Source organism: Kitasatospora sp. NPDC017646, assembly GCF_044329365.1.
In the GTDB taxonomy this organism is placed as follows: domain Bacteria; phylum Actinomycetota; class Actinomycetes; order Streptomycetales; family Streptomycetaceae; genus Kitasatospora.
Window position 1 is genome coordinate 49,066 of the sequence record NZ_JBIRJC010000023.1, and the last position, 22,587, is coordinate 71,652.

At 71.8% G+C, this 22,587-nt stretch carries 24 protein-coding genes and 1 pseudogene; 11 read left to right on the forward strand and 14 right to left on the reverse strand.

Features of this window, described 5'->3' with window-relative positions; translation table 11 throughout:
• The first annotated feature begins 46 nt into the window (after positions 1–46).
• Positions 47–553 carry a transposase gene (locus ACH4J0_RS29230; protein ID WP_396243670.1) on the forward strand — a complete coding sequence of 169 codons (507 nt, stop codon included), beginning with the start codon at positions 47–49 and terminating at the stop codon, positions 551–553.
• A 471-nt stretch (positions 554–1,024) separates the two neighbouring features.
• Here ACH4J0_RS29230 and ACH4J0_RS29235 read toward each other — a convergent pair whose 3' ends face one another.
• From ACH4J0_RS29235 to ACH4J0_RS29245, 3 genes are all read right to left on the reverse strand, one after another.
• Positions 1,025–1,384 (reverse strand): hypothetical protein, encoded by a 360-nt coding sequence (locus ACH4J0_RS29235; RefSeq protein WP_396243621.1) that lies wholly within the window; start codon positions 1,382–1,384, stop codon positions 1,025–1,027.
• Positions 1,381–1,521, reverse strand: a complete 141-nt coding sequence (locus ACH4J0_RS29240; RefSeq protein WP_396243622.1) for a hypothetical protein — start codon at positions 1,519–1,521, stop codon at positions 1,381–1,383. Before ACH4J0_RS29240 ends, ACH4J0_RS29235 begins: the two co-directional genes overlap by 4 nt.
• 436 nt (positions 1,522–1,957) lie before the next feature.
• Complete coding sequence (locus ACH4J0_RS29245) at positions 1,958–2,377, reverse strand: hypothetical protein (protein ID WP_396243623.1); 420 nt, start codon at positions 2,375–2,377, stop codon at positions 1,958–1,960.
• A 240-nt stretch (positions 2,378–2,617) separates the two neighbouring features.
• Here ACH4J0_RS29245 and ACH4J0_RS29250 point away from each other — a divergent pair, with 240 nt between their 5' ends.
• Positions 2,618–3,088, forward strand: coding sequence for a hypothetical protein (locus ACH4J0_RS29250; protein WP_396243624.1), 471 nt, complete (start codon positions 2,618–2,620; stop codon positions 3,086–3,088).
• Here ACH4J0_RS29250 and ACH4J0_RS29255 read toward each other — a convergent pair.
• Positions 3,083–3,436: pseudogene (locus ACH4J0_RS29255) on the reverse strand (transposase); the annotation flags it as partial. The gene ACH4J0_RS29250 and the pseudogene ACH4J0_RS29255 sit on opposite strands and share 6 nt — an antisense overlap.
• A gap of 220 nt (positions 3,437–3,656) precedes the next feature.
• Entirely contained in the window at positions 3,657–4,106 is a 450-nt protein-coding gene (locus tag ACH4J0_RS29260; protein WP_396243625.1) for a DUF6210 family protein, read from the reverse strand.
• Between the two features lie 239 nt (positions 4,107–4,345).
• Here ACH4J0_RS29260 and ACH4J0_RS29265 point away from each other — a divergent pair, with 239 nt between their 5' ends.
• Complete coding sequence (locus tag ACH4J0_RS29265; RefSeq protein WP_396243626.1) at positions 4,346–5,848, forward strand: hypothetical protein; 1,503 nt, start codon at positions 4,346–4,348, stop codon at positions 5,846–5,848.
• A 74-nt stretch (positions 5,849–5,922) separates the two neighbouring features.
• Here the strand turns inward: ACH4J0_RS29265 and ACH4J0_RS29270 are convergent, their stop codons facing one another.
• The gene (locus ACH4J0_RS29270; protein WP_396243627.1) at positions 5,923–6,225 is read right to left on the reverse strand and encodes a hypothetical protein; all 303 of its coding nucleotides are present in this window, start codon (positions 6,223–6,225) and stop codon (positions 5,923–5,925) included.
• Positions 6,226–6,556: 331 nt separating this feature from the next.
• On the opposite strand from ACH4J0_RS29270, the gene ACH4J0_RS29275 reads away from it, so the two are divergent.
• A complete protein-coding gene (locus ACH4J0_RS29275) occupies positions 6,557–7,060 on the forward strand; it encodes a hypothetical protein (protein WP_396243628.1) in 504 nt (167 codons plus the stop codon).
• Between the two features lie 67 nt (positions 7,061–7,127).
• Here ACH4J0_RS29275 and ACH4J0_RS29280 read toward each other — a convergent pair whose 3' ends face one another.
• From ACH4J0_RS29280 to ACH4J0_RS29290, 3 genes are read right to left on the reverse strand one after another with little or no spacing between them, the layout of a single operon-like run.
• Complete coding sequence (locus ACH4J0_RS29280) at positions 7,128–7,532, reverse strand: DUF6009 family protein (protein WP_030556097.1); 405 nt, start codon at positions 7,530–7,532, stop codon at positions 7,128–7,130.
• Positions 7,529–9,220, reverse strand: coding sequence for a phage/plasmid primase, P4 family (locus ACH4J0_RS29285; RefSeq protein ID WP_396243629.1), 1,692 nt, complete (start codon positions 9,218–9,220; stop codon positions 7,529–7,531). The genes ACH4J0_RS29280 and ACH4J0_RS29285 overlap by 4 nt, the downstream gene beginning before the upstream one ends.
• Entirely contained in the window at positions 9,217–10,320 is a 1,104-nt protein-coding gene (locus ACH4J0_RS29290; RefSeq protein ID WP_396243630.1) for a bifunctional DNA primase/polymerase, read from the reverse strand. Before ACH4J0_RS29290 ends, ACH4J0_RS29285 begins: the two co-directional genes overlap by 4 nt.
• 1,041 nt (positions 10,321–11,361) lie before the next feature.
• Between ACH4J0_RS29290 and ACH4J0_RS29295 the strand changes: the two genes are divergently transcribed.
• Together ACH4J0_RS29295 and ACH4J0_RS29300 are read left to right on the forward strand one after the other, a co-directional pair.
• Complete coding sequence (locus ACH4J0_RS29295) at positions 11,362–11,607, forward strand: ribosomal protein L7/L12 (protein ID WP_396243631.1); 246 nt, start codon at positions 11,362–11,364, stop codon at positions 11,605–11,607.
• Positions 11,608–12,014: 407 nt separating this feature from the next.
• On the forward strand, positions 12,015–12,386 hold the full coding sequence (locus tag ACH4J0_RS29300; RefSeq protein WP_396243632.1) for a fic family toxin-antitoxin system, toxin component: 372 nt from the start codon (positions 12,015–12,017) through the stop codon (positions 12,384–12,386).
• 61 nt (positions 12,387–12,447) lie between these two features.
• Here ACH4J0_RS29300 and ACH4J0_RS29305 read toward each other — a convergent pair whose 3' ends face one another.
• On the reverse strand, positions 12,448–13,404 hold the full coding sequence (locus tag ACH4J0_RS29305) for an alpha/beta hydrolase (protein WP_396243633.1): 957 nt from the start codon (positions 13,402–13,404) through the stop codon (positions 12,448–12,450).
• 720 nt (positions 13,405–14,124) lie between these two features.
• Here ACH4J0_RS29305 and ACH4J0_RS29310 point away from each other — a divergent pair.
• From ACH4J0_RS29310 to ACH4J0_RS29320, 3 genes are all read left to right on the forward strand, one after another.
• A complete protein-coding gene (locus tag ACH4J0_RS29310; RefSeq protein ID WP_396243634.1) occupies positions 14,125–14,811 on the forward strand; it encodes a 2'-5' RNA ligase family protein in 687 nt (228 codons plus the stop codon).
• A gap of 373 nt (positions 14,812–15,184) precedes the next feature.
• Entirely contained in the window at positions 15,185–17,755 is a 2,571-nt protein-coding gene (locus tag ACH4J0_RS29315; RefSeq protein WP_396243635.1) for a helicase C-terminal domain-containing protein, read from the forward strand.
• Positions 17,756–18,102: 347 nt separating this feature from the next.
• Complete coding sequence (locus ACH4J0_RS29320; RefSeq protein WP_396243636.1) at positions 18,103–18,669, forward strand: carbonic anhydrase; 567 nt, start codon at positions 18,103–18,105, stop codon at positions 18,667–18,669.
• 95 nt (positions 18,670–18,764) lie between these two features.
• Here the strand turns inward: ACH4J0_RS29320 and ACH4J0_RS29325 are convergent, their stop codons facing one another.
• The gene (locus ACH4J0_RS29325) at positions 18,765–19,133 is read right to left on the reverse strand and encodes a hypothetical protein (protein WP_396243637.1); all 369 of its coding nucleotides are present in this window, start codon (positions 19,131–19,133) and stop codon (positions 18,765–18,767) included.
• Between the two features lie 234 nt (positions 19,134–19,367).
• On the reverse strand, positions 19,368–19,820 hold the full coding sequence (locus ACH4J0_RS29330) for a 4-oxalocrotonate tautomerase family protein (protein ID WP_396243638.1): 453 nt from the start codon (positions 19,818–19,820) through the stop codon (positions 19,368–19,370).
• Between ACH4J0_RS29330 and ACH4J0_RS29335 the strand changes: the two genes are divergently transcribed.
• The gene (locus tag ACH4J0_RS29335; RefSeq protein ID WP_396243639.1) at positions 19,795–20,712 is read left to right on the forward strand and encodes a LysR family transcriptional regulator; all 918 of its coding nucleotides are present in this window, start codon (positions 19,795–19,797) and stop codon (positions 20,710–20,712) included. The two genes, ACH4J0_RS29330 and ACH4J0_RS29335, sit on opposite strands and share 26 nt — an antisense overlap.
• Before the next feature lie 111 nt (positions 20,713–20,823).
• Here the strand turns inward: ACH4J0_RS29335 and ACH4J0_RS29340 are convergent, their stop codons facing one another.
• Positions 20,824–20,982 carry a hypothetical protein gene (locus ACH4J0_RS29340; protein WP_396243640.1) on the reverse strand — a complete coding sequence of 53 codons (159 nt, stop codon included), beginning with the start codon at positions 20,980–20,982 and terminating at the stop codon, positions 20,824–20,826.
• Positions 20,983–21,403: 421 nt separating this feature from the next.
• Here ACH4J0_RS29340 and ACH4J0_RS29345 point away from each other — a divergent pair, with 421 nt between their 5' ends.
• On the forward strand, positions 21,404–22,000 hold the full coding sequence (locus ACH4J0_RS29345; protein ID WP_396243641.1) for a restriction endonuclease: 597 nt from the start codon (positions 21,404–21,406) through the stop codon (positions 21,998–22,000).
• Here the strand turns inward: ACH4J0_RS29345 and ACH4J0_RS29350 are convergent.
• Positions 21,933–22,355 carry a hypothetical protein gene (locus tag ACH4J0_RS29350; protein WP_396243642.1) on the reverse strand — a complete coding sequence of 141 codons (423 nt, stop codon included), beginning with the start codon at positions 22,353–22,355 and terminating at the stop codon, positions 21,933–21,935. The genes ACH4J0_RS29345 and ACH4J0_RS29350 overlap by 68 nt on opposite strands.
• Positions 22,356–22,587: the final 232 nt, after the last annotated feature.

Genomic DNA, 22,587 nt, shown 5'->3' on the forward strand with positions numbered 1-22,587 from the left:
TTGCACCGGACACTGCGGGGGGAATGCAACGCGTCTATGTGGAGTGGTGCCGCGCGCGCGGGGGTGGCCTCCCACGGGCGCGCGAAAAGGGGGGTGCCGCGACGGGCCCGTCGCCGGTCGACCGCCACAAGACCGGCGGCAAGCACCACCTGATCACCGACGGCGGCGCATCCCGCTCAAGGTCATTACCACCGAGGCCAACGTCAACGACGTCACCGAGACCCTCGCGTTGGTCGACGGAGTCCCGCCGGTAGCCGGCCGTGTCGGCCACCCCCGCAAGCGCCCCGACACGCTCCTGGGCGCCAAGGGCTATGACAGCAACCCCAACCGGAAGGAACTGCGAAGGGGCGGGATCTTGCCAGCGATCTCCCGTAAGGGTCAGCCCGACATCCAGGACCTGGGCAGGCTGCGCTACGTCGTGGAGCAGACCTTCGCGCTGCTGCACCAGTTCAAGCGGCTCACCGTCCACTGGGAACTTCACCCCGACCTCCGCGACGCCTTCGCCTCGCTCGCCTGCTCCCTCATCTGCTGGAGGAGGCTCAGGAAGGGGTAGCTTGATCCTCCAGCGGCGAGGACGAGAACAAAGGGCGGGACGGATGTAGCCAAGATCGTGTTACGGGTTCTACAGCTGCCAGACCATCTACCGGTCGTCGATCCTCGAAATTTTCCGCGGAAAATCCGGAGCCGACAGACGTGAGCCGAGGCGTGCACCGCACCCAGGGTCAACACGGCAACCGGTGGCTGCGGGCATGACCGAACGACTGGTACGGGAGTACCCGGACCTCTGGCCGGTCCTTCGGGTCGAGGCCCCGGCCACCGATGTTGCCAACCGACCTCGGCCAGAAATTTTCCGCGGAAAATCGATCGGCCGCGGGGAGGGAGGCAGGCAGGCAGGCAGGGCACCCCTGACGGAGCGACCGGCCAGGCAGGACCGGACGCCCTGTCGGCGGCGGTTGAACCGTGACCCACTTTGGACGGTTGAGTTCTGACTCTCTCGCGTCGTCGGTGGGTAGCGGGGGAGTTGTCAGCCACCCATGGCCCCGGCACTGCTCAGGCGGTAGAGGACGAGGTCACCGTCCTGGGTCGTGCCCGTCAGGAGGACCGTGCCGTCCGGGCCGGTCGTACACCAGGTCCGACCGATGTGCGGCAAGGTGCCGAGCAGTTCGCCAGTGACCGCGTGCCAGCAACGCACAGCCTGCGGGTCGCCCGAGGCGATCACTACGGGTTCTCCGGCCAGATGCAGCGCGGCTGGCTCCGGGAGTTGCACCCCGCTATCGATGGGCTCGCCCATCGGTTCGCCGGTGGGCAGGTCCCACCGGCGGATACGGCCTTCGAATTCGGCGCCCACGACCAGCGCCGGTCCGTCGGACAGGTCGACGGTCACCACCTGGGGACGCAGAGCGCCTCATCCCCGTCGAGCCGCAGGCTGGGGTAGAGCGCCTTCGCGGTGAGCGCGTCCAGGCGCGGCACCTCCGCCTCCCTGGTCCGGGCGACGATCACCACCGTGCCGTCGCCAAGCATGCAGCACTCACCGCCGGCACGCTCCGGCACCCTTGGTCGAAGTGCTTCCCCTGGTAGTCGGAACTGGGCCATGTCCAAGGCGGCTCCGGAGCAGTCATCACCAGCGCGGGCCGTGCCACTCCGGCTCGGGGTGCATCGTTCAACCTCCCGAGTGACCTTCCCGCAGGCCGCGATGATCCCGTCGTCCGCCACCGGGCGATCGTTAGCGACCGGCTCGGACAACTGAGGTCGTCGGTCAATTTTCCGCGGAAAATTCGGGGGCCCGGCGGAAGGGCTGATCGAAGTCGTGGGGGAGTGATCAGTGGTACCGCACGTCTGGCACTGCCCGGCCAAGCCGGTGGTCCCGGATCGGCGGCAAGCCGGGGCCGGGAGGCGCGGAGCACAGTGGGCCGTGCAGGTTCAGGCTCTCCAACTCTGTGGGCAGGACGACGCCGGGTCAGAGGTGCGCCGGGTCGAGGGCGAGGCTGAGGTGCGTACCGCTGCCGGTCGGCGGCTGGAGCTCCCGGATGCCCTTGAGCGGTCGGAGGCCCTCACAGTCCTGCCGGAATCCCCTTCCGGCACACCACAGCTCGACCGTCGTCACCTCAGCGGACAATGCTGCGAGGGCTGACAGGGACCACCATGCATGGCCGAGCAGGGACCCGGACGATCCGAGGGCAGGCCTACCCGATGCTTCCCGGGCATGCTGGTGGTCCACTGACACGGTGATGCTTCGGTCGCCGGTGATGTCCATGCGGGCGTGCAAGGTGTGCGCCGGGGCTACGGCGGTAGCCGCGTGAAGCAGCTCCTCCCCCAGAGCCGAGAGTACGAACTCGGGCTCGTCGATCTGGACGTTGTCGTACGGGTGCCTCACCACGGGATGACGCTGGCTGCGGTGCCGGGGGAGCGGAGTACGACCTGTCCTGATCGCCTCTGCGAGCGGGCGATGTCGGCCGCGCGGTTGGAGTGGTTCGTCTCCGCCGACCTTCCGCGAATTTTCCGCGGAAAATCGGTCGGCCGGAGCGGGACCGGCCGGCGGCTAGGAGCTGTCCGGCCGATCATTGGTCGGTGCGTACGGTCGGCGGTAGTTGTCTGCGCGACCCCGTAACCTGCGCCCATGACCACCGAGCAGTACCTCTCGACGATTGACGCGTTGACCGTGCAGCCGTTCCCGGAGATGACCTATGTCGACGCTTCCGGGGGCGGTGGACCAGAGCATCATGTGCGCGAACTGCGGGTCAGTCGGGACTTCTGGGATGACGACGACGGGCAGGCCTGGGTTACGGCCGAAGCCGAGCTGCAGGCCTGCCTCGAAGACCTGTCGGCACGCTTGACGGCCCGGTGGGGCAATGCGTCCGTCGTGGATCTCGGACCCTGTCTAAGCGCCGGCTGCGAGGGGGAGCCGGTGCCCGAGCCGCTCGACTACCCCAGTCAACAGGCCGTGAGCATGCAGGTGTGGCCGCTCCCCGACAGCGGCCGTTGGCTCGCGCTGGCGATCGGCCAGGCCGACAAGGAGTTGCCGCTCATCCTGTTCGCTGTGGTAGGCCGGGCTTCCGCCCTCGACTTGAACACGAGTGGCCGGTCATGAGCGAAGCCACACGATGACAGCTGCAGCTGAGACGGTGCCGAGGAACACGTAGCCGTGCTTGTCACACCGCGTAGCCACTGCACGGAAGTTCTTGAGCCTGTTCACGGCTCGCTCGACGGTGTTGCGCTTCTTGTACCGCTCCCCGTCGAAGCCTGGCGGCCGTCCGCCGTGTGAGCCCTTGCGCAGGCGGGCGGCCCGGCTGTCGGCCTTCTCCGGGATCGTGTGCCGGATGCCGCGCCGCCGCAGGTATTGGCGGCAGGGGCCGTTGCTGTAGCCCTTGTCTGCTGCGACTCTGTCCGGCTTCTTGCGGGGCCTGCCCGAACCGGGCCGCGGGACCCGGATCTGCTCCGGCACCGGTAAGAACTGGGTGCCGGAGCCGAATCCGATGGCGAACCCCGTCGATCACCTGCCGGTGATCACGCCACCGCCCACCCCGGACCGTTGCGCAGAGACAGGACCGGCCGCAGTCGTTCCCAATCCGCGTCCGACGAATCACCGCGTTCTCCCCGCCCCATAACGCGAACAACGATCCGCCCAGCCAACAGTCACCTGCTCGGCCGGACAGCGCCTAGTCGGAGTTCTCCCGGACCAGTACGCCGGAACCGTCGGGCGTGATGACCGGAATCCAGGCCTCGGCCGCGTCCGAGAGCCGGAACTCGTCAAGGACCAGCGACGGCGGGTAGGGATCACCACCGCGGCCGGAGCCGTAGATTCCGAGGGAGCCGACGGCGGCCCGCAGCCGGTCGACCACCAAGGCCGGCCACTCCTGGCCGCGCATGCCGTAACCCTTCAGCGCGCCGACGAAGATCTCGTTCATCTCTTCGTCCAGATCCGTTCCGTAGAGCGGGACGAGGTAGTCCTCCTGCTCGTACTGCGCGCAGGCGTAGCCGCCGCACTGGTTCTGATAGACGACGTCGGTGGGGGCCGCCACGATCACGAACATCCAACCCCCGCCGCAACCGTCCGGGTCGAGCTGGACGTGGCGCTTCGTCGTCGTGTCGTGGGGCTGGTCCGTCATCAGGGTCAGTCTCCGGCAATGCGTGGGGGGTCGGCGGGCTGGAGGTGGTCGAGCAGCCGCCTGCCGTCCTTGGCAGCAGGGCCATCGAACCTCGGCCGGGGTTCGCGAGACCATCGGCTTTCGGTGAGCGCCCGGCATGCCCGATCCGGCTATCCAGAGGCTCCGGAATTTTCCGCGGAAAATTCGGCGGGGCCATGCCCCCGCCGATGCCGCTTCTTGATCACTGCGACGATGTATCGATGTCCTCCTCGCCCCTCCCCGCCCTGTGGCAGCGCGGCGTTGCTGCCAACCCGGCCGCTCCGTCCGAGGTCCTGATGCGTCTCCTGTCCCCGCCGGCGCGCGCCGCCTGGCCGGTCCTCTGCCGGGAGAGGCCGCTTCCGACGGACGTCGTCGACGCGGTGCTCGCCCACCCCGAGAGGGCGGTTCGCCGTGCCTTCGCCCGTAACCGGTACGCCGCTCCAGCTCAGCGCGGGCGGCTGGTCGGCGACCCGGATTCCCTCGTCCGCGCGGCCCTGGCCGCAGGCCCTCGTCCCCACCTGGGGGTGGCCGAGCCCCTCCCCGACGACGTCCTGGAGACGCTGCTGACCGCTCGGAACGACGACTGGTCGGAACAGCGGCTCACCGCCGACGAGATCAAGCAGGAGCTGGCGTCCTCCGGGCAGATCCCCCAGTCGTTCCGCCGCGGAATGGTCGATCATCCGAACCCGGAGCTGCGAACCCAGGCCACGAGTCTGTGGCTGTGGCTCAACCCCGCACAGCGCGAAGCGCTCCTGGCCGACCCGGATCCGGCGGTGTCGGAGGCGGCCCGTGAGAGCCACCGGACCCTGGATCCGGTGGCGATGGAAGCGGACCTGCCCGAGCGCGACTGCCACTACCGGGCCCTGCTGCTCGTCAACTACGCCGTCTCCCCGGCGGTGGCCGAGCGGTGCCTCGCCCAGGGGCGCAACCTGTGGGCGCTCGCCTCCAACCGCCACACGCCCGGCAACGTCGTCGCCCGGCTGGCGCGCGACTCCGACCCGGAGGTGCGTGAGCGGGTGGCCGCCCGGGCCGACCTGGATCCGGGGCTCCTGGCGGTCCTCACCGAGGACCCGGACGAGACCGTACGGACCCGGGCCCGGCTGCAGCCGCTTCCGCGGACCTGGCCGCAACGCGCCGCCCTCGACCGGGCCGTCGGGCACACGGCCGAGTGCGTCGGTCCCGTCGGCGAGATGTTCCTGGAGCCGGAGGCGAGCTGGTACGAGGCGTGCGCGGCGTCCGAGGAGCGCCTGTTGCGCCGGGTCGCCGCGACGTACGCGCGGTTGCCGGGGGAGTCGTTGCGGCGTCTGGCCGCTGACCCGGACCCGGAGGTACGGCACCTGCTGGCCCTCAACCATCCGCTGGCGCCGCCGGCTATCGTCCTCGACGCCTTCATCGCCGTGCCCCGCCACCGCCCCTACCTGCTGACGCTGGCCCGGCTACCGCGCACCGGGCTGGGGCACCTCCTCGACCACGCCGACGCTGAGGTCCGCGCTCTGGCTGCCGCCGACAGCAGCCTCGCCGAACCGCCGGTCCGGCTGCTGTCGGACTCCGACCCCGGTGTGCGCCGGGCTGCGGCCGCCAATCCGCTGCTTCCGCCGGAGCTGCTCTCGTCGCTGCTGGAGGACCCGGAGTCGGCCGAGGGAGCCGCGGCCAATCCGTCGCTGCCCGTCGCACGGCTCCACGAGCTGCTCGACCGCAGCGGGCTGCCGGCCACTGCTCCGTAAGGGAGGCGCCATCCGATCGGCGACGGTCGCTGACGGGCAGGTTCCTCTGCGGACAACGAAGAGGCGGGGACTGCTCAGTGCCCGGCGTTCCAGTCCGAGGCCCAGCTCCAGATGTTCACGATTCCCAGCAGGTTGAAGTCGGGACCGCCCAGGGCTGCGGGAACCGCCACGGTATACCTGCACATGCCCGCCTTCGCCAGAGTGGAGGACCCGACGCTGATGAGACCCCACACGATCAGCACGAGCTCGGTCAGGACACCGCCGTTGACGGTGTAACCCGCCGCTCGGTCGGCGGCGTTGCACACAAGGTGCTCGAACCTGGCCGGGACGGCTCGCAGGGACGCGGCGGCACCGGAGCGCCGGAGCATGCGCCGCACGCAGTGCCTCCAGGACTGCTTGCGCGATCTGCTGCACCTACCGTGCGGTGAGTCGTCCCTCCGCCCGGATCGCGCCGTCGAGCGAGCGCCCGGACACCGGTTCGCACCACCCTCCTGGCCTGCGCACGGCCGCCCGGTGTCAGGGGGACTTCGCCACACCGGTCGCAGTCGTCCATCTCCGTCGCGGGACCCGTTGGGTTCGGCGGATGGTGCGGTGGTTCGTCGCCCGTATCGCGGAGGTGCTGGGCGGCCGTGGGGCGGGGGAGGGGCCCGGATAGGCTGGAGAACGGCACGTCAGAGGGCCGTGAGCGGCTGGGGAGGGTCCTGGAGCATGGGGAAGAAGAGCGAGCTGGACGACCTGCGGGCGCGGCTGGAGACGCTGGAGGCGGAGGTCAGTCGCCTGCGTGGTGAGGCTGCGGCGACGAGTACGACAAGGGGTACGACGAGCGGTACGACGACGACGGCAGTGCCCGCTGACCACAACGGAGTGGAGCCCCGCTCCGCCCAGCACGGCCGCCGCACCCCAGCACTGGGCGCGAGCCTTGAGGAGCAGCCCGCGCAGCCCCAGTCGATGACCCGCATCGCGGATGCCCTCGGTGTCATGGTCTCCGGCCGGACCGAGGACCGGCCCGAAGAGCAGACCGAAAAGCAGACCGAAGGCCGGCTGGACGGGCGGCTGGACGGGCGGCTGGACGGGCAGATGATCGAGGAGCGGACCCAGGTCCTGCGGACGCGCCCCGAGCCCCTGGAGAACCGGAGCACCCCGGTCGTCGGGTACGGCGGCGGCCAGTTCCTGGAGAGCCTCCTGTCGGGCCGGCCGGCTCTCCAGAAGTAGCTGCGCCGGTAGGCACGCGGAGGGGCGCCCCGAGCAGTCGGGGCGCCCCCGTCCACGTCCGGAGCCGTCACGCCTTCGGCAGCGTTATCCCCAGCTCGAGCATGGCCGGTGAGGCCGGCCCGCCCTCGGAGCGCTCGGTCTTGTAGCCCTTGACCCCGGGGGCGACGGTGCGCGGGTCCACGGCCTCGGAGGGGGCGCCGGTGGTGTAGAGGCCGTCCGGGTCCTGGTCGCGGTCGTGCGGCAGCAGCCAGAAGACGCGGCGCCGGAAGGTGCCGGAGGCGCGGGAGGACTTGGCGTCGGGGCCGAGGATCGCGTAGCCGACCATGCGGCCGTCGCGGTGGTAGGCCGGGCGACCGCGCCGGGTGGTGAGACGGTCCAGCGACTGGCGCACGTAGTCGAGGTCGGTGGTGTCCTCGAGCCAGACGAGGTCGGTTTCGTGGGCGAGCTCGGCCGGGTCGATCAGCGCGCTCACGCGTTCTGCTCCTCTGTGTCGTCGGTGATCAGGCCGATGCCCGGGTAGTACTTGCGGCTGTTGGACAGGACCATCTCCTTGGGAGAGGTCATACCCAGTGTCTCGCGAACTCGCGCGGCGAACGCGCGGCCGGATACGGGATTGGCTCCCTCGAAGCCGCACCAACGGGTGTAGGCGCCGAAGAGCTGGGACTGTTCGGCGCGCATGCCCTCCCCGGTGACGCAGGCCTCCTTGAGGAAGCGGCCGACGTGGTCCTCGGTCTCCGCGTAGGCCGTGGTGGCGGTCTGGACGGCCTGGGGGCCGGCCAGGTCCTTCTCGCCCGCGAAGTAGCGGCGGGCGCCGTCGATGAGCCAGGCGAGGATACCGGGGCCCTCCTCGGCGACGAGGACGTGGGCCAGGTTGTCGATCTTGCGTTCCTCGGGGACGACCCGTTCGAAGGGAATGAGGCGCATGCGGCGCCAGAAGGCGAAGCCGCCGGTGCCGACCTCGGGGCGGTGGTTGCCGAGCAGCCACAGCTTGTGGGTGGGCTCGAAGGAGAAGAAGTCCTGGCGCATCCGGCGGGCCTTGATCTTGTCGCCGCCGGTGAGCAGCTTGACCCGGGCCTCGTCGAAGCGGTCGCCGGGCTTGAGCTCGGAGCAGACGATGATGCGCCGGCCGTGGAGTTCGGCGAGGTCAGTGGGGTGGCCGTCGAAGGTCTTGGCCATCAGGAAGCCGGGCGGCGCCGCGTCCGCGTAGTCGCCGAGCAGCTGGATCATGACGTCAAGGAGGACGGACTTGCCGTTCTTGCCCTGGCCGTAGAGGAAGGGCATGACCTGGGCTCCGACGTCGCCGCTGATCGAGTAGCCGAGCAGCAGGTGGAGGAAGTCGCGGGTCTGGCGGCCTTCCTTGTCGTCGCCGAAGGTGTCGGTGAGGAAGCGGTCCCAGCGGGGGGTGGGCATCCGGGCGGGGGCGAGCGTGGTGGAGCGCGAGTGGTGGTGGACCTTGGGGTCCGGCGGGACGATGGCGCCGGTGCGCAGGTCGACGACGCCGCCGGGGGTGCACAGGGCATAGGCGTCGGCGTCCAGCAGGGCGGCGTTGAGGACCATTCCGGGGGCGGACTTGGCCTGGGCGAGCATGGCGTTCATGCCCGAGGTGGACAGGGCGCGGCGGCGGTGCCGGCGCAGGTCGGTGTTGGTGTAGACGCCGCGGGCGTCGTGGGTGGCGATGCTCTCGGCCATCTCGCCGGCGGCCCACAGGACGGTGTCGTCCTCGTCGAGCTGCCAGCGATGGGTGGCCCAGCGGTACCAGCCGATGCCGGGGACGTGGCGGTAGTCGCGTCCGTAGAGGTGGACGAAGAGCTTGGCGTTGCCGCGGTCGGAGAGGGAGTCCGGCAGGAGGCCGTGCTGGCTCGCCTGCGGGCCTGCCTGCTGGCTCCCAGGCGAGCCCGGGCGCTGGCCTGTGCGCTGGCCTGCCTGCGAGCCCGTCATGGCCTGGGCGTTCTGCGGTTCCTGAGCATCGTGGAACGGCTGGACGGGCGCCTGCGGGGCCGCGACGGGAGCCGGGGCGACGGGGGCGTCGAGGAGGCTCTCCTGGACGGCGGTCCCGTGCCAGGGGGCCTGTGCGGGCCCTGGGACGGGCGGGTACTCCAGGATCTGCTGGGCAGCGGCCACGGGATCGAAGACCGTCCTCTTGCGGGGGCTGTCGCTCATCCTCGCGCCTTCCCGATGTGCAGGGGCTGCCGAGCCCCGGCAGCAAGGCCGGAGCGGATGACGGCGGAGCTCTGCCGGTCCTGGGAGGGACGGGCGGTGCGGGCGGCGTCGGTCAGCAGCTGCTCGGCGGCGGCGTGGGTGAGGTGTCCGGCGGAGACGAGGCCGCCGACGGTGTAGGCGGCGCGGTTGAGCTTGCCGGTGAACCCGGCTCCCTCGGGGATGGTGGCGCAGTCGGTGACGTCCTGGAGGACGGTGTCGAGGACCCGTTCGGCACCGCGTCGGCCCCCGCCCGCCGCGACCACGGCCTGGCGGGCACGGTCGGGGACGGCCGGCTGGTGGGGACTGGGCTGCTGGGGACGGTCCTTGAGGTGGCCGGTGCGGATGAGTTCCTCGGCGAGCCACCGGGGGAGTGGGGCGGGAACGGTTGCACCGGGCAGGGGGGTGTAGGTGCCGCTGGTGGTGACGGTGCTGGGCGCGACGATGTAGCCGCCGTGGGCGCGGACGTCGACCTGCCAGGCCAGAGCCCGACCGGGGGAGGAGCCGGTGGAGCAGGTGAAGCGGTGGTGGGCGTCGTCGCGGTACCAGATGTGCAGGCCACCGGAGGGGGTGCGCACGCGCAGGGTTCCGGTGTCCTGGGACGGGTCGGGGGCCTGTCGCAGGGCAGCCAGCAGAGCGAGGGTGTGGTAGCCGTTCTCCAGGCCGTCGAGGTCGACGCGGTCATGGATCGGGATCCCCGGCAGGATCCGGTCCCGGGTGGGCACCTCGGCGGGGTGGCTGTCGACGTCGATGACGACCAGGCCCGCGGGGCCGCAGGCGACGCCCGTACCGAAGCCGGGGTTGACCCGCCACCAGGCACCGATGACGTCCTGGTCGGTGGTGGCGGCGTGGAAGCCGTGGCACCAGCGACCGACCCGGGGGCAGGGGCACCCGACGGGGGAGTGGGGGGATTCCTGGCAGGGCTGGCAGTTCGCCGGCGGGGTCTTGCGCCCGGGAGCCAGCGGATGGACAGGCCATCCCTGCGCGGCACACCAGCGCGCGACGGCCAGCGCGTCGGGCTGACGCTCCGCTCGGTCGCTCCCCACGGCCTTCGGCGCCGTCACGCTGGTCCCTTCCCCTTGGTTCGGTAGCTACTGCAGCTACCGTCAGCTTCCTCAGTCGCTGGGTAGCTGTCCGGATTTGGGTCGCTCGTTCAGTCGCTGACGGCAAAAAGCCAGGTCAGAGCACTGGAGGGTGCCGGATCAGCGACTGAAGCGACCGAAGTCCAGAAGATAGCTCACACAGACTAGCCGAGCGAGCACATACGGTCCCGGACTGCTGGGACTTGCGGGGAAAACTGAGCGACCGAACCCTGGAGCAGCGACCGAGTCGCTTCGGTCGCTGTTTTCGGTCCACCGGCGTTTTCGCAGGTCGGAGCCGATTTTCCCAGCAAACAGCGACTGAAGCGACTGAAGCCCGGGTCTATAACGCGCACACGCACACGGGAATGTCTTCATATACCCGAGCTTGAGTCGCTTGAGTCGCTGATGTGGTGGCTCCATGGGCTCTGACCTGGGGTTTTGTCCAGCGACTGAAGCTCAGCGACCGAAAGCGACTGAGTCTCTGGAGGCCTGGTCCCCGGCGTGTCGCGCGTGTCAGGACCGCTGGCAAAGTCCCCGACTCGGTCGCTTGGGTCGCTTGAGTCGCTTCGGTAGCTCCGCCCGCCGTCCTGGGAACGGGAGCGACCGGTGGTCGCCTGCGCGCAGGACTTCCGACGTTGAGTCGCTTCAGTCGCTTGAGTCGCTCGGTCGCTGCCTGCAGGACAAGCCGCATGGGGCCCGGCGCAGGCCCACTGGCAGGATCCGAGCCGTCAGGCCAGCTACTGAAGCGACTCAAGCGACTCTGGTACGGACATGCCTCCGCCTCTGCTGCGAGGCTGGGCCCCAGGCCTGCCCCGGCAGGGTGAGCCCTGAGCTCCCAGCCAGGCCCTGGGTCGCTGCCACGCGCCGCCGCCTGGCTGAAGGACCGGTACTGGGCTGGTCGGAGCCGGGCCGCCGGCCAGCCGAAAGCGGGAAACGACGGGTGGAGCGGAAAAATCCGTGGACCGGGTACCTGGACGCGCCTAGGCTGCTGTCGGCAGTGGCCGAGGGCGGGGAGAAGCGACGGTGGTCCTGTACTTCACGCTGGTCTGCGATGAGGAGCCCAACCGCGTCGTCGTGACCGACCCGGGCCCCCACACCCTGGAGGTCCTGAAGGTCATCAGACGGCGGACCGGACTCAGTCTCTGGCACGGCAAGGTGCTCATCAGCCGACTGCCGGCGACGCTGCTCGAGGACGTGGCGTCGGATGTCGCCGCTGCCACGGTGGAGGAGCTCCGCGCCGTGGGCGCCACGGTAGAGGTGCAGCACTGAGCCCGCCGTCCGACCACCGGACTGGCGGGCGGAGCGACCGGGTCTACCATCAACCGTGCCGTCGTCGGGAGCATCGGCGGACTCGTGGCGGGCCGTCGGCCGAGGCGTTCGTGCCACAGGCCGGGGCACGCCTCGATGAAGTGCTCATCGCCGTCGCAGCCTGCGAACGGAATCCACAGCGTCCCCACCACGGCTCGTCCTGTTCGTCAGGGGCGGCACGGCCCGTTCGCCGGCCGGGTCCGATTCCGTCGCGCTTTGGTAGCGCCTGCCACACATCGCTACGCTCGCGCCATGAAGCAGCTGACCGTGCGAGAGGAGAACCTCGCGCAAGCCCGGGGCCCGGCCGTCGAGGCGGAGTTCGGCCCGTACCCGGCCGCCGGCCCCCGCGATGCCGCGGCGGTTGCCGCGTGATCCTGCGGATCGACCGGGCCTGGCTGCTCGACATCGCCCACCGGTTCGTACCCGGCGACCCGGACGTCACCGACTACGGGACCCTCGCCGCCGCCGTGGCCCGGCACGCCGACGCGGTCATGGGCGTCCCCGTCTACGAGGCCGTGAACCAACGTGCGGCCTCGCTGATGCACCAGCTGATCCGCGTTCCGGCGCTGGAGTCGGCCAACGAGCACTTCGCCGCCGTGGTCGCCGCCTCCTACCTCAGCGCCTCCGGCGTCATCGTCACGGCTGAACCCAAGCAGGCCGTCGAGCTCGCCGCCCGCATCCGCGCAGGGCACGCCGACGTCCGGGAGACCGCGGCCGTCATCCGCACCTGGTACAGCTGACGGCAGTCGGCAGGACCCGTTCGCCGGCGGAGCCGACCGCGGACCGGGCGGCCCTCCCTTCTCAGGCGGTGGCGAGAGCGTGGCCCACGAGCGACACCGCGTCGGGCATCACCCGCCGCCAGAAGCCGTCCGTGTGCTCCCCGTCGGGGAACCGTTCCACTCGCGCTCGCGCCTGCCGCGCGACCTGGCGGGCGGCAGGGCAGAACGGGTCCTCCTGACCGCACCACACGCCGAGGGTGCCGGCCTGGAGCTGCTCCAGACGGAGCGTCGGCTCGTGGGCCCGCCAGTCCGTCTCGTCGGCGTACCCGCCGGTCGTGCGGGCGTCCGTCCAGGTGCGGAAGACGGCCGGGCTGAGCAGCGCCACGGCGTCCAGGTTGCGGCCGGCCTGCGTGCGTCCGATGCCGTACTGCAGGGCGCCTGAGCCGCCCATGGAGATCCCCATCGCGGCACGGGGCGTCGGCAGTTGGCGGGCGTGCAGCCAGCCGGGGAGTTCCTCGCGGAGCATCGCCTGCGGGTCGTCGCCACCGGCGGTCTGCTGGTGCCAGTACGTGGCGTCCCCGCCGTCCACCGCGACGACGGCGAACGGCGGCACGCCGCCCTTGACCGCGGCCGCCAGGAACTGCGGAACCCCGAGCGTCACCATGCCCTGAGCGTCGTTACCGCGGCCGTGGAGCATGACGCAGACCGGCAGGTTCGTGCTCGCCGCGGCACCGGGCGGGAGCATGGTCACCATCGTGACCTCCCCGCCCCGCGCCGCCGAACGCACCTTCTCGACGCGCACGGGGCCCGGGACGACGTCCGGCACCGTGCCGTCCGTTCCGGTCATCCCCAGCGCCTTCTTCAACGTCACCCCACCGGGCAGCCATCCGGCGAGCATCCCGCCCCCGGTCGCGGCCCCGAGCAGGGCACCGCCACCCACGACGCCGGCCCCGATCCGCAGCAGTCGCCGCCGCGACAGCGCGCGGGTGTCGGGGGCCGCTGGGGGCTGCTCAGTGGTGTTGTCGGTGTGTGTGGTCATGTCTGTCGGCCTTTCGCCGTTCGGATTCGTACGCGCGGCCGCGGTCGGGACGGCTCAGAGGTCGGAGTCCGTGAACACGTCCACGTCCCCGGTCGCCCGCAGTGTTACGGGTGGAGCGTGGCGACTCACAGCAGCGGCAGGGGCATTGCCAGGGGCAGGGGCAGCGACCACGGGCCATTGGCGACGGCGGTACTGAGCTGCCTGCTGGTCCGAAGCCTCTGATCGGTCCTGCCCGGTTGAGCGGACCGACGTGGCGGCCTCGCTGAGCGCAGGCAGACGGACGAATGTCGGCACGCTTCCCCCGTCGGCCGGCCCAAGTAAAAACGATCATCGTAGTGGGTGGGACGAGGGAGCAGTCCATGGTCCGCCCCATCCAGGCCGAGCCGTTTCAGGCGCTCTTCGTGTTCGCCGTCGCCCCCGTAACCGCGGATGCCTCCGCCGGACCGCCCTCCGTGGAACGGCCGAGTTCGAGGGGTTACTTACGGCGTCGTCCACCGCCAGGGAGGGGAACGGCGCCAGTTGGCACGATCGTGTGACGCGGCCACGCGACGGCACCCCACCGACGCCCGCTGCGCCAGGATCGGACACGGGTCCCGTGCCGTGCCGCAGGCTCGCTGCGAGCCGAACGACCACTGACCGACCGTCAGGGACGCGCGTACGGAGCGACCGACGGATACTCCACGCCCGAGCACGGGCGATCCTCACCACGAGGAGGCGGTAGTGAAAGCGTTCCATCCCACCTTCGGCCGGCAATTGTGGCCCCACGGCCTGCGCGTGCTCCAGGTGTACGCGCTGCCGGACCTTCCCGCAGGGTCGGCCCTGCGCACCCTGCTCGGCGATCTGCGCAAGTCACTGAGCGGTTTCCCCCTGGTGCCGGTTCCCGACGGCCGCGCGCACATCACCCTCGACATGATCACCTCCGCGCCGGCCGACGCCATCGGTGACGCCGAACGCCGTGAACTCGCCGACCGGCTGCGCACCGCCGTCGTCGGTACCGGGCCGCTCGTCCTTCAGGCGGGATCACCGCTCGCCTACCGCACCGGCGTACGGCTCGACCTCCACCCCGACCACCAACTCGCCGTCCTCCAGCACCGGGTCCGCTCCGCGATCCACCACGTCTGCGGCCCCGACTCCACCGCCTACCCGCTCGGCGTCCTCCACATGACCGCCGGGTACGCCGCCGCGGACCTCGACACCGATGAGCTGGCGCAGGTCATCCACCGCGTCCGGCCCGGCCACGCGCCCTTCACGGTGAGCCGGATCGAGCTGATCGAGGTGTACTGGCGACGCGCGCCGGTGGACGGATCGGACACCTCCGGCTGGCGGATCTGTTGGGACACCGCTGCGGCCGTCCCCCTCGACGACGCGCCCGGCGCCGGACCGAGCGCCCCCTCCGCTTCGCACTGAGACCGCCGGCAGCACGAGTGCGCCCCTGCCCTCCGTGCCGGACCAGGCCGTCCTGGCCGGGGACCGGTCGGGTGCCCCGGTAACGAGCGGGTCGCGGGGAGGCAGGTGCCCGAGGATGCGTCTCGCCCCGGCGTACGGCCTCCCCGCGTACGCGCCGTCCCGCTCGCGCCTCGGGTCACCGGTTCGAAGCGAGGGGGCGGAGCGGCTGGCCGTGGGTTGTGGGTCGTGCGGTCGTATGCGGTCGCCGACGGCGCGGTCCGCGCCCACCTCTCCGGCGAGCGTCCGGGGGCGGTTACGGCCGCCTCCCGGCGGTAGGCCATCCTGGTTCTCCCGGTCGGCTTCGGCGACACGCGGCCGGCCGTCCTTCTACGTGGTGAGGTGTCCCATCGGCAAGAACAGCGGATCGGCGCTGACGGTGTGGCTGCGGGATCTCGACGCGCCCGGGTTGGAGCGGGTCCTGGCGGCGCGCCCGGACGCCGGGGCGGCTCCGGAGCCGCGGTCGCTCGGTGAGCTGGCGGACCGTCTCCAGCGTCCGCCGTCGGTGGCGTTGGCGTTGCCCCGGTTGACGCTGCCGTGTCTGCAGGTGGCGGAGGCCCTCGCCGCCCTGGCGTCCCCGTCCCGGGACGACCTGGCCGGCTTCCTGGACGCGACGGACGGGGAACGCGCCCGCGGACTGGCCGCCGCGCTGGAGGCGCTGACCGATCGCGCGCTGGTGTGGCCGGACGGCAAGGGCCTGCTGCACATGGCGGCGCCGCTGCGGCAGGCCTGGCACTCGCCCCTGGGGCTGGACCCGTCACTGGCCCAACTCCTGGCGCACACCACTTCGGAGGAACTGGCGCAGGTGCTGGCGAAGCTCGGCGTCAAGCCGACCGGCAACAACAAGCAGCGGCGGCTGGCCGCGTTGACCGAGCACCACGGCGATCCGGACCGGGTCGCGGCGCTGGTGGCCAAGGCGCCCGCAGCCACCCGGGAACTGCTCCAGCGGCGGGCACACGAGGTTCCGGAGCTGCCGGACTTCGTCGTGTTCGGGACTCCGTCGGACTCCTCCGAGCCCGGCATCCGATGGGCGCTGGAGCGTGGGCTGCTGATCCGGGACCGCCACCGGTACGGGCCGGCCCGGATGCCCGCGGAGGTGGCACTCGCCCTGCGCGGCCCCGACTGGCACGCCCCGTTCACACCCGCCCCGCCCGGCGTGCGGTCGGTGCCCGTCAGCGTCGCCGAGGTCGAACGGGAGGCCGCGGCCGCCGCGATGGCGTTCGCCGCCGACGCCACCTCCGTCCTCGGGGTGTGCGCGGCCGCTCCACCGACCCGGCTCAAGTCCGGTGGGATCGGCGCCCGTGAGCTGTCCCGGATCGGGAAGGCGGCGCGGTGCGACGAGGTCGTGGTACGGCTCGCGCTGGAGACGGCGAGCGCGGCCGGGCTGCTGGCCCGCGACGGCGACCGGTTCGCGGCGACCGCCGCCTACGACGGCTGGGCAGGGCAGGAGCCGGCCGACCGGCTCGCCGTGCTGCTCCGGGCGTGGTGGGAGCTCCCGCTGACCCCCGGCGGGAGCCGCGACGAGGACGGGAAGGCCCTGCCGGCGCTCGCCGGGGTCACGCCCTGCGGTGGCTGCGTCCAGGCCCGGCACGGGCTGCTCGCAGCCGCGGCACGGCTCCCGGCCAGCGAGGGCGCGGCGAACCCGGGGGACCTGGGGGCGCTGCTCAGGTGGCTGCGTCCGCTCGTCGACGAACTCCCGCAGGACACCACGCCGTTCGCCACTTTGCTCCGGGAGGCGGAACTGCTCGGCGCACTCGCCCTCGGGGCCGTGTCGCCGATCGGGGCGGCCCTGCTCGCCGAGGACACCGAAGCGATGGGCGCAGCCGAAGCGATGGGTGCCGTCGAAGGACTGGGCGCCGCCGAAGCGCTGACCGACGCCTGCCGGCGACTACTGCCCGCCGCCAGCGGGACCGCCCGCTTCGGCAGCGACCTCACGGCGGTGGTCTCCGGCACGCCGTCAGCGGCCCTCGCCGCCCTGCTGGACTCCGTCGCGGACCGGGAGAGCGCCGGTGCGGCGTCCGTCTGGCGGTTCAGTCCGGGAAGCGTCCGCCGCGCGCTCGACGCGGGCCTCACCCCCGACTCCCTCACGGCCGATCTGGCCGCCGTGGCCCTCGCCGTCGCCGCCGAGCCGCTTCCCCCGACGGCTCCCCAACCGCATGCCCAACCGCTGCCCCAACCGCTCTCCTACCTGATCCACGACACGGCGCGCCGCCACGGCCAGGTGCGCGTCGTCTCCGCGGCCTGCGTGATCCACGGCGAGGAGCCCGCCCTCCTGGCCGAACTGGCCGCCCACCGCAAGCTCGCCCGGCTCGGCCTGCGGCAGCTGGCACCGACGGTGCTGATCAGCCAGGTCCCGGTGGACAAGACGCTCGTGGCCCTGCGCGCCGCGGGCTACGCCCCCGTCGCCGAGAAGCCCGACGGGACCGTACGGATCGAGCGGGCCGAGTACCACCGCGCCTCGAACCCGGTCCCGTCCCCGCGCCCGTCCGGCGGCAGCTCCCGCGCGCGGCGTACGGGCACCCGTGCCACGCGCACCGGAGCACCCGTCGACCTGCGCGCCCTCGCCGCCCGGCTCCGGAACGCCCCGCGGGACGTCGCGGGGCCCGAGCCGTCCGACGGCTGCCCGCCCGGCCACCCGTCCGACGGCCACCCGTACGCCGGTGACACCGAGGAGGTCATCGCCGGGTACGCGCGCAACCTGACCGTCGCCGACGTCCGCCAGCTGGCCCACGCCGTCGACGAACGGCAGGCGATCACGATCGAGTACGTCGCCACCTCGGGCAACGCGAGCGTCCGCACCCTCAGCCGGCTCGAACTGGATGCTCCGTACCTCCACGCCTGGTGCCACCTGCGGGACGACGAACGGGTGTTCACCCTCTCCCGCATCCACGGGGTGATGCCCGCGTAGCCGCCGGACGGGCTGATCCTGGCGGGTTCTGTGGGCCGTCCGCAGCAATGTGGCCCGCGCCCGCTTGCGCCTGCTGCCACGGCGCCCGTGCCAGGCCGAACAATCGGCCTGGTCGGAACACAGGGACGAGCCCGAGTGGCAGTGAGGGGAACGAACCGATGGACGGAGCCGGTCGCCCGAGTCGTCGAGCACTGCTCGCCGGTGGTCTGGCGAGCGCCGCGGTGGCGCTCGCGGGGTGCACGACGACGAGGGCGGACTCACCCGCCGCCTCTGCCGCCTCTCCCACGGGCGGCAGCGCTTCGCCGGAAGCACGGCCCACCACGCCCGCCGCGGCGTTCGCACGGCTGATGGAGGGCAACAAGCGCTGGGTCAGCGGAGACCTCCATCACCCCGACCGGGACCCGAACCGGCGTCAGCTGGTGGCGCAGGAGCAGGAGCCCTTCGGGTCGATCCTGGCGTGCATCGACTCGCGGGTGCCGCCCGAGCTCCTCTTCGACACCGGCCTCGGCGACCTGTACGTGATGCGCACGGGCGGCGAGGCGGTCGGCCCTGTGGTCACCGGATCCGTCGAGTACGGGCCCATGACGAGCGGCACCCCCCTCGTCGTGGTCCTCGGGCACCAGCGCTGCGGCGCCGTCAAGGCGGCGTACGAGTCCTTCCGGGACGGCAAACCGCTGCCCGGCAACCTGGACGCGATCGCCAAAGCCCTGCGGCCGGCGTACGACCAGGCGGTCCGGGAGGGCGGCGCCGATCCGGTCGAGACCATGTCCCGCGCCCAGGTCACCCTGACAGCGGCCGACCTGCGCACCAACCAGGACCTGGCCCCGCTGGTGGCCAAGGGCTCGCTCGCCGTCGTCGGCGCCTACTACTCGCTGGACACGGGCGCAGTGGAAGTCCTGTCGGGGGCCCCCTGACCTGACGGGCCGGACGGCCTCGGGCCCGGCCCGCACGAAGGGGACGCGTCGGTCCGGGCATGCGCCGCCCGCGCCACGTCGACCGCCTCTCACCCTCATCCCCTGGGGCCGGCCCGTGCCGGACCGCCCGTCCGCGCGCCGTCCCCCGTCGCTCGGTCAGGCCTCAAGCGGCCCGAAGGCGGTGGGCACGGTGATCGGCGACATGACCTTGCCGAGGTTGCGTCCACCGCGGCCTGAATGACCAGCGTGGCCAACAGCACCGTCATCATCCCACCGCCGACGCCCTGGAGGACGCGGAAGGCGATCAGGCCCGGGGCGTTCCACACCGCGGCGCACAGCACCGACCCGGCGAGGAACAGGCCCAGCGCGAGGAGCCGGGCCAGCAGGTAGGCGGTGGTCACCCACTGGACGGTGGCGAGCGACGTGCGGAGTCGCCCGGCGAGGTCGTCGATGGCGACGCTCACCGGTCGGGAGAGACGGCTACCGGAGGGCCCTGACCACGACGGCGGAGAGCGGAGAGTCCTCGAAGGGCGGTGTTCGTCGACCTTCCGGTGTGCCCACCGTTCCTACACGGCTTGGGCGCCGGTGCGGTCCCGCCGGCGCCGCCCCGCTGGTGGTGTAACCCGGCGGGTGCGGGAGGGGCGGGCCCTTCCCCCACCCGCGACGAGGAAGTCGCTCTGCTGGTTCGGCGGGAGCTCTTACGCCTCGACGGGACCGTCGGACTGCAGCCGGCCGCCGATCGCCCAGTTGTCCGTCGACACGTCGCGCAGCACGACCCAGACGCCGTCCGGCGGGCAGTCGCAGGTCTCGACGAAGGCGTCGGTCAGGCGCTGGACGAGCGCCCGCTTCTGCTCCAGGGTGCGGCCTTCGCGCATGTCCACGGTGATCATCGGCATGGGGGTGCTCCTTCTGGTACGAGCTGGTACGAGCTGGTGCGGGCGGCTGGTGTGTGCTGCTGCGGTGCGCTGCTGGAGCGCGTGCGTCGCGTGTCCGCGTCGCCGGTGCGGGCCACCGGATCGGGCCCTGTCGGCGTGCGCCGCGATGCCTCCGAGTCTGCCGATCCAACGATTAGACGTCCATGTAGGTTTTCTACGCGAATTGCTAAGGTCTGCTTCCGTGATGGAGATGCGCAGGCTCCGCCTGCTCCACAACCTCGCCCGCTACGGAACCGTCTCGGCCACCGCCGAGGCGCTGCGGCTCACGGCTCCGGCCGTCTCACAGCAACTCACTGCGCTGGAACGGGAAGCCGGTACCCGTCTCCTCGAACGGGACGGCCGCAAACTGCGGCTGACCGAGGCCGGCCGGGTGCTGGTGGCCCACGCCGAGGTGATGCTGGACCAGATGGCGGCCGCCGAGGCGGACCTCGTCGCACTGCGTGCCGAGGTCTCCGGCACCGTCCGGATCGCCGCCTTCCCGTCCGCGATGGCCGCCCTGCTGCCACCCGCCTGGACCCGGCTCACCGCGCGCCACGGCACCCGCCTGCGGCTGCGCCTGACCGAGATGGACCCGTCGGACGGCCTGACCGCGCTGCGCCGCGGCGAGGTGGAGCTCACCGTCGCGCACGCCTACGACTTCCTGCCCGCGGCACTGCCGCCGGGCTGCGAGCGCCACGAGCTGGCCACCGACCCGGTGGTGGTCGCCCTCCCCGTTGCGACCGGGCCCCACGAAGGCGCGGACGCCGTCGAACCGGTCGACCTCGCCACCCTCGCCGACCACGCCTGGATCAGTGCCCCGCACCGCACCACGTGCTTCGAGATGTCCCAACGGGCTTGCGGCAACGCCGGTTTCGTCCCGCGGATCATCGCCGAGTGTGGGGACTTCCCCGCGGTCCTCGCCATGGTGGCAGCCGGGATCGGCGTCTCGCTCATCCCCCGGATGGCGGTACGGCACATCCCCCCGGGGGTGATGCTCCACCCCCTGGCCGTTCACGTGACCCGCTCGGTCTTCGCCGCCACCCGTCGCAGCGGCACCCAGTACCCCGCCGTCCGCGTCGTCCTGGACGAACTGCTGGCCACCCCGGCCGCCACGCCGCAGCCTTCCTAACTCCGGTCCCTGGACTGACCGCCGCAGGTGCGGGGAGGATTTTCGGCACCCCGTTGTGTCCTGTCTCCGGGCGAGGGCGTCGCCAAGGGCGGTGTGTGCGCGGCCGGTGAGCTACTGGCGCAGCAGCTGGGCTCGGGACCGGATCAGGCCTTCCCGGTAGCCGCGCGGCAGCCGGGCCCACACGCCCGCGGCCGTCGTGGCGGCACCGGTCCGGTCTCCGGCGACCCGTAGGCACGCGGCGGTGTCCATGGCCAGCAGGGCCCGTGTCATCACGGACGGGGAATCGGTCAGGTTCAGGGCGTCTTCCTGCGTGGCGTAGGCGCGGCTGGAGTCTGGAGAACCGTCCTGCCGCCGTCGAATGCGACACCGACCCGGCCCTGAGCCGCGGACTTCTCATGGGCCTACTCGTCAAGGAACTGATACGCCCCACGCGGGACACCGATCAGCACGACGCCATCGCGAACCTGCCACTCACCAGTGCTCGGCTCCTCGCGAGGCTCCCCGCCGTCGGCTCGGTCCGGTGGCCGGAGTTCGGTACTGGCCGTCGGTCGCCGAGATCCGGACAACTCGGTGCCACCGCCCGGCGCCCCGGTGACGGAGGCTTCTACGCTCGCACGGAATACCGGGTGTGAGGGGGAATGCCGTGGCTCGCAGGCCAGTTCGGCGGCGTCGGTCCGGTGCTGGCCGCCGGATGCGGCAGGCCGGGGACAACGCGCTGCTGGTGGGGATCGCGGCGGTGATCGGGCTCGCGGTGGTTTCGGTCGTCGTGCACTGGCTGGTTCAGCACTTGGCGCTGGTGGCCGCGTTGCTGGTGGTGGGTGCGGGGACGGGTGTGGCGGTGTTGCGTTCGCGGGTCCGCATGCGGCGGCGGGAGTTGGACGCGCGGGCGGCGCAGTTGCGGCACATCGGGCCGTTCCTGACGATGAGCCCGAAGGCGTTCGAGCACGCGTTGGCGGACCTGTGCCGACGGGACGGCTGTACGAAGGTGACGGTGGTCGGCGGAGCCGGGGACCTGGCGGCCGATGTGCTGGCCACGACGCCCGCCGGGCAGCGGATCCTGATCCAGGCCAAGAGGTACGGGCCGCGGACCTTCGTGGGTTCGCAGGACGTCCAGAAGGTCAACGGCACCTATCGTGACGTGCACCGCTGCGACCTGGCTGCCGTGGTGACGACCAGCTCCTTCACGAAGGCGGCGGCCGCGTTCTGTGCCCAGGTCGGGATCAGGGCCGTCGACCGGCGGGAGCTCGCGTTGTGGGCGGAGGGGACGGGCGGTCCGCCCTGGGCCTGAGGGTGACGGAGGTGCCGAAGGTGCCGAAGGTGGCTGCCATGGTGGCGGGGCTCACCGACAGGAGCGGGACGAGGAGACCGAGGACGCGGGCGTCCAGCAGGCCGTGGAAGACGCGGTTGGCGCCGGCGACGGCCAGGGCGGCAGTGCCCAGGGTGGTGACGGCGACGAGTGCCGGCGCCTTTCGTGACCCCTGGCGCAGGCTCACGGCCGTACCGATCCAGGCAACGACGGCGGCTGCGGCGAAGGAGAGGATCGGGAAGGCGATGAACCCCGGGGTGGCAGATGGTTGCCGGATCGGGGCCGCATTTGAGCCTCGCTGCTCCGTCCTGTCGGTGGCATGAGTACGGCTACTCATTCGTGCAGGTCCGGACACCGAATGAGCTGCAGTGACGTTTCCTCAATCATGCTGCTCAGAGGCGTTTTTGATGCCGTGAGCGCCGTGATACGTTCCGTGACGGAAACGGAAAATCAGTTGCCCCGGCGGCGCTACCAACACCCCGGGGCCCGGCGCCAGGAGCAGCAACTCCCGATGCAGATCCATCGTACAGAACACGCCCGCCACTTCACCGTGCTTCCCAATGCCGTCC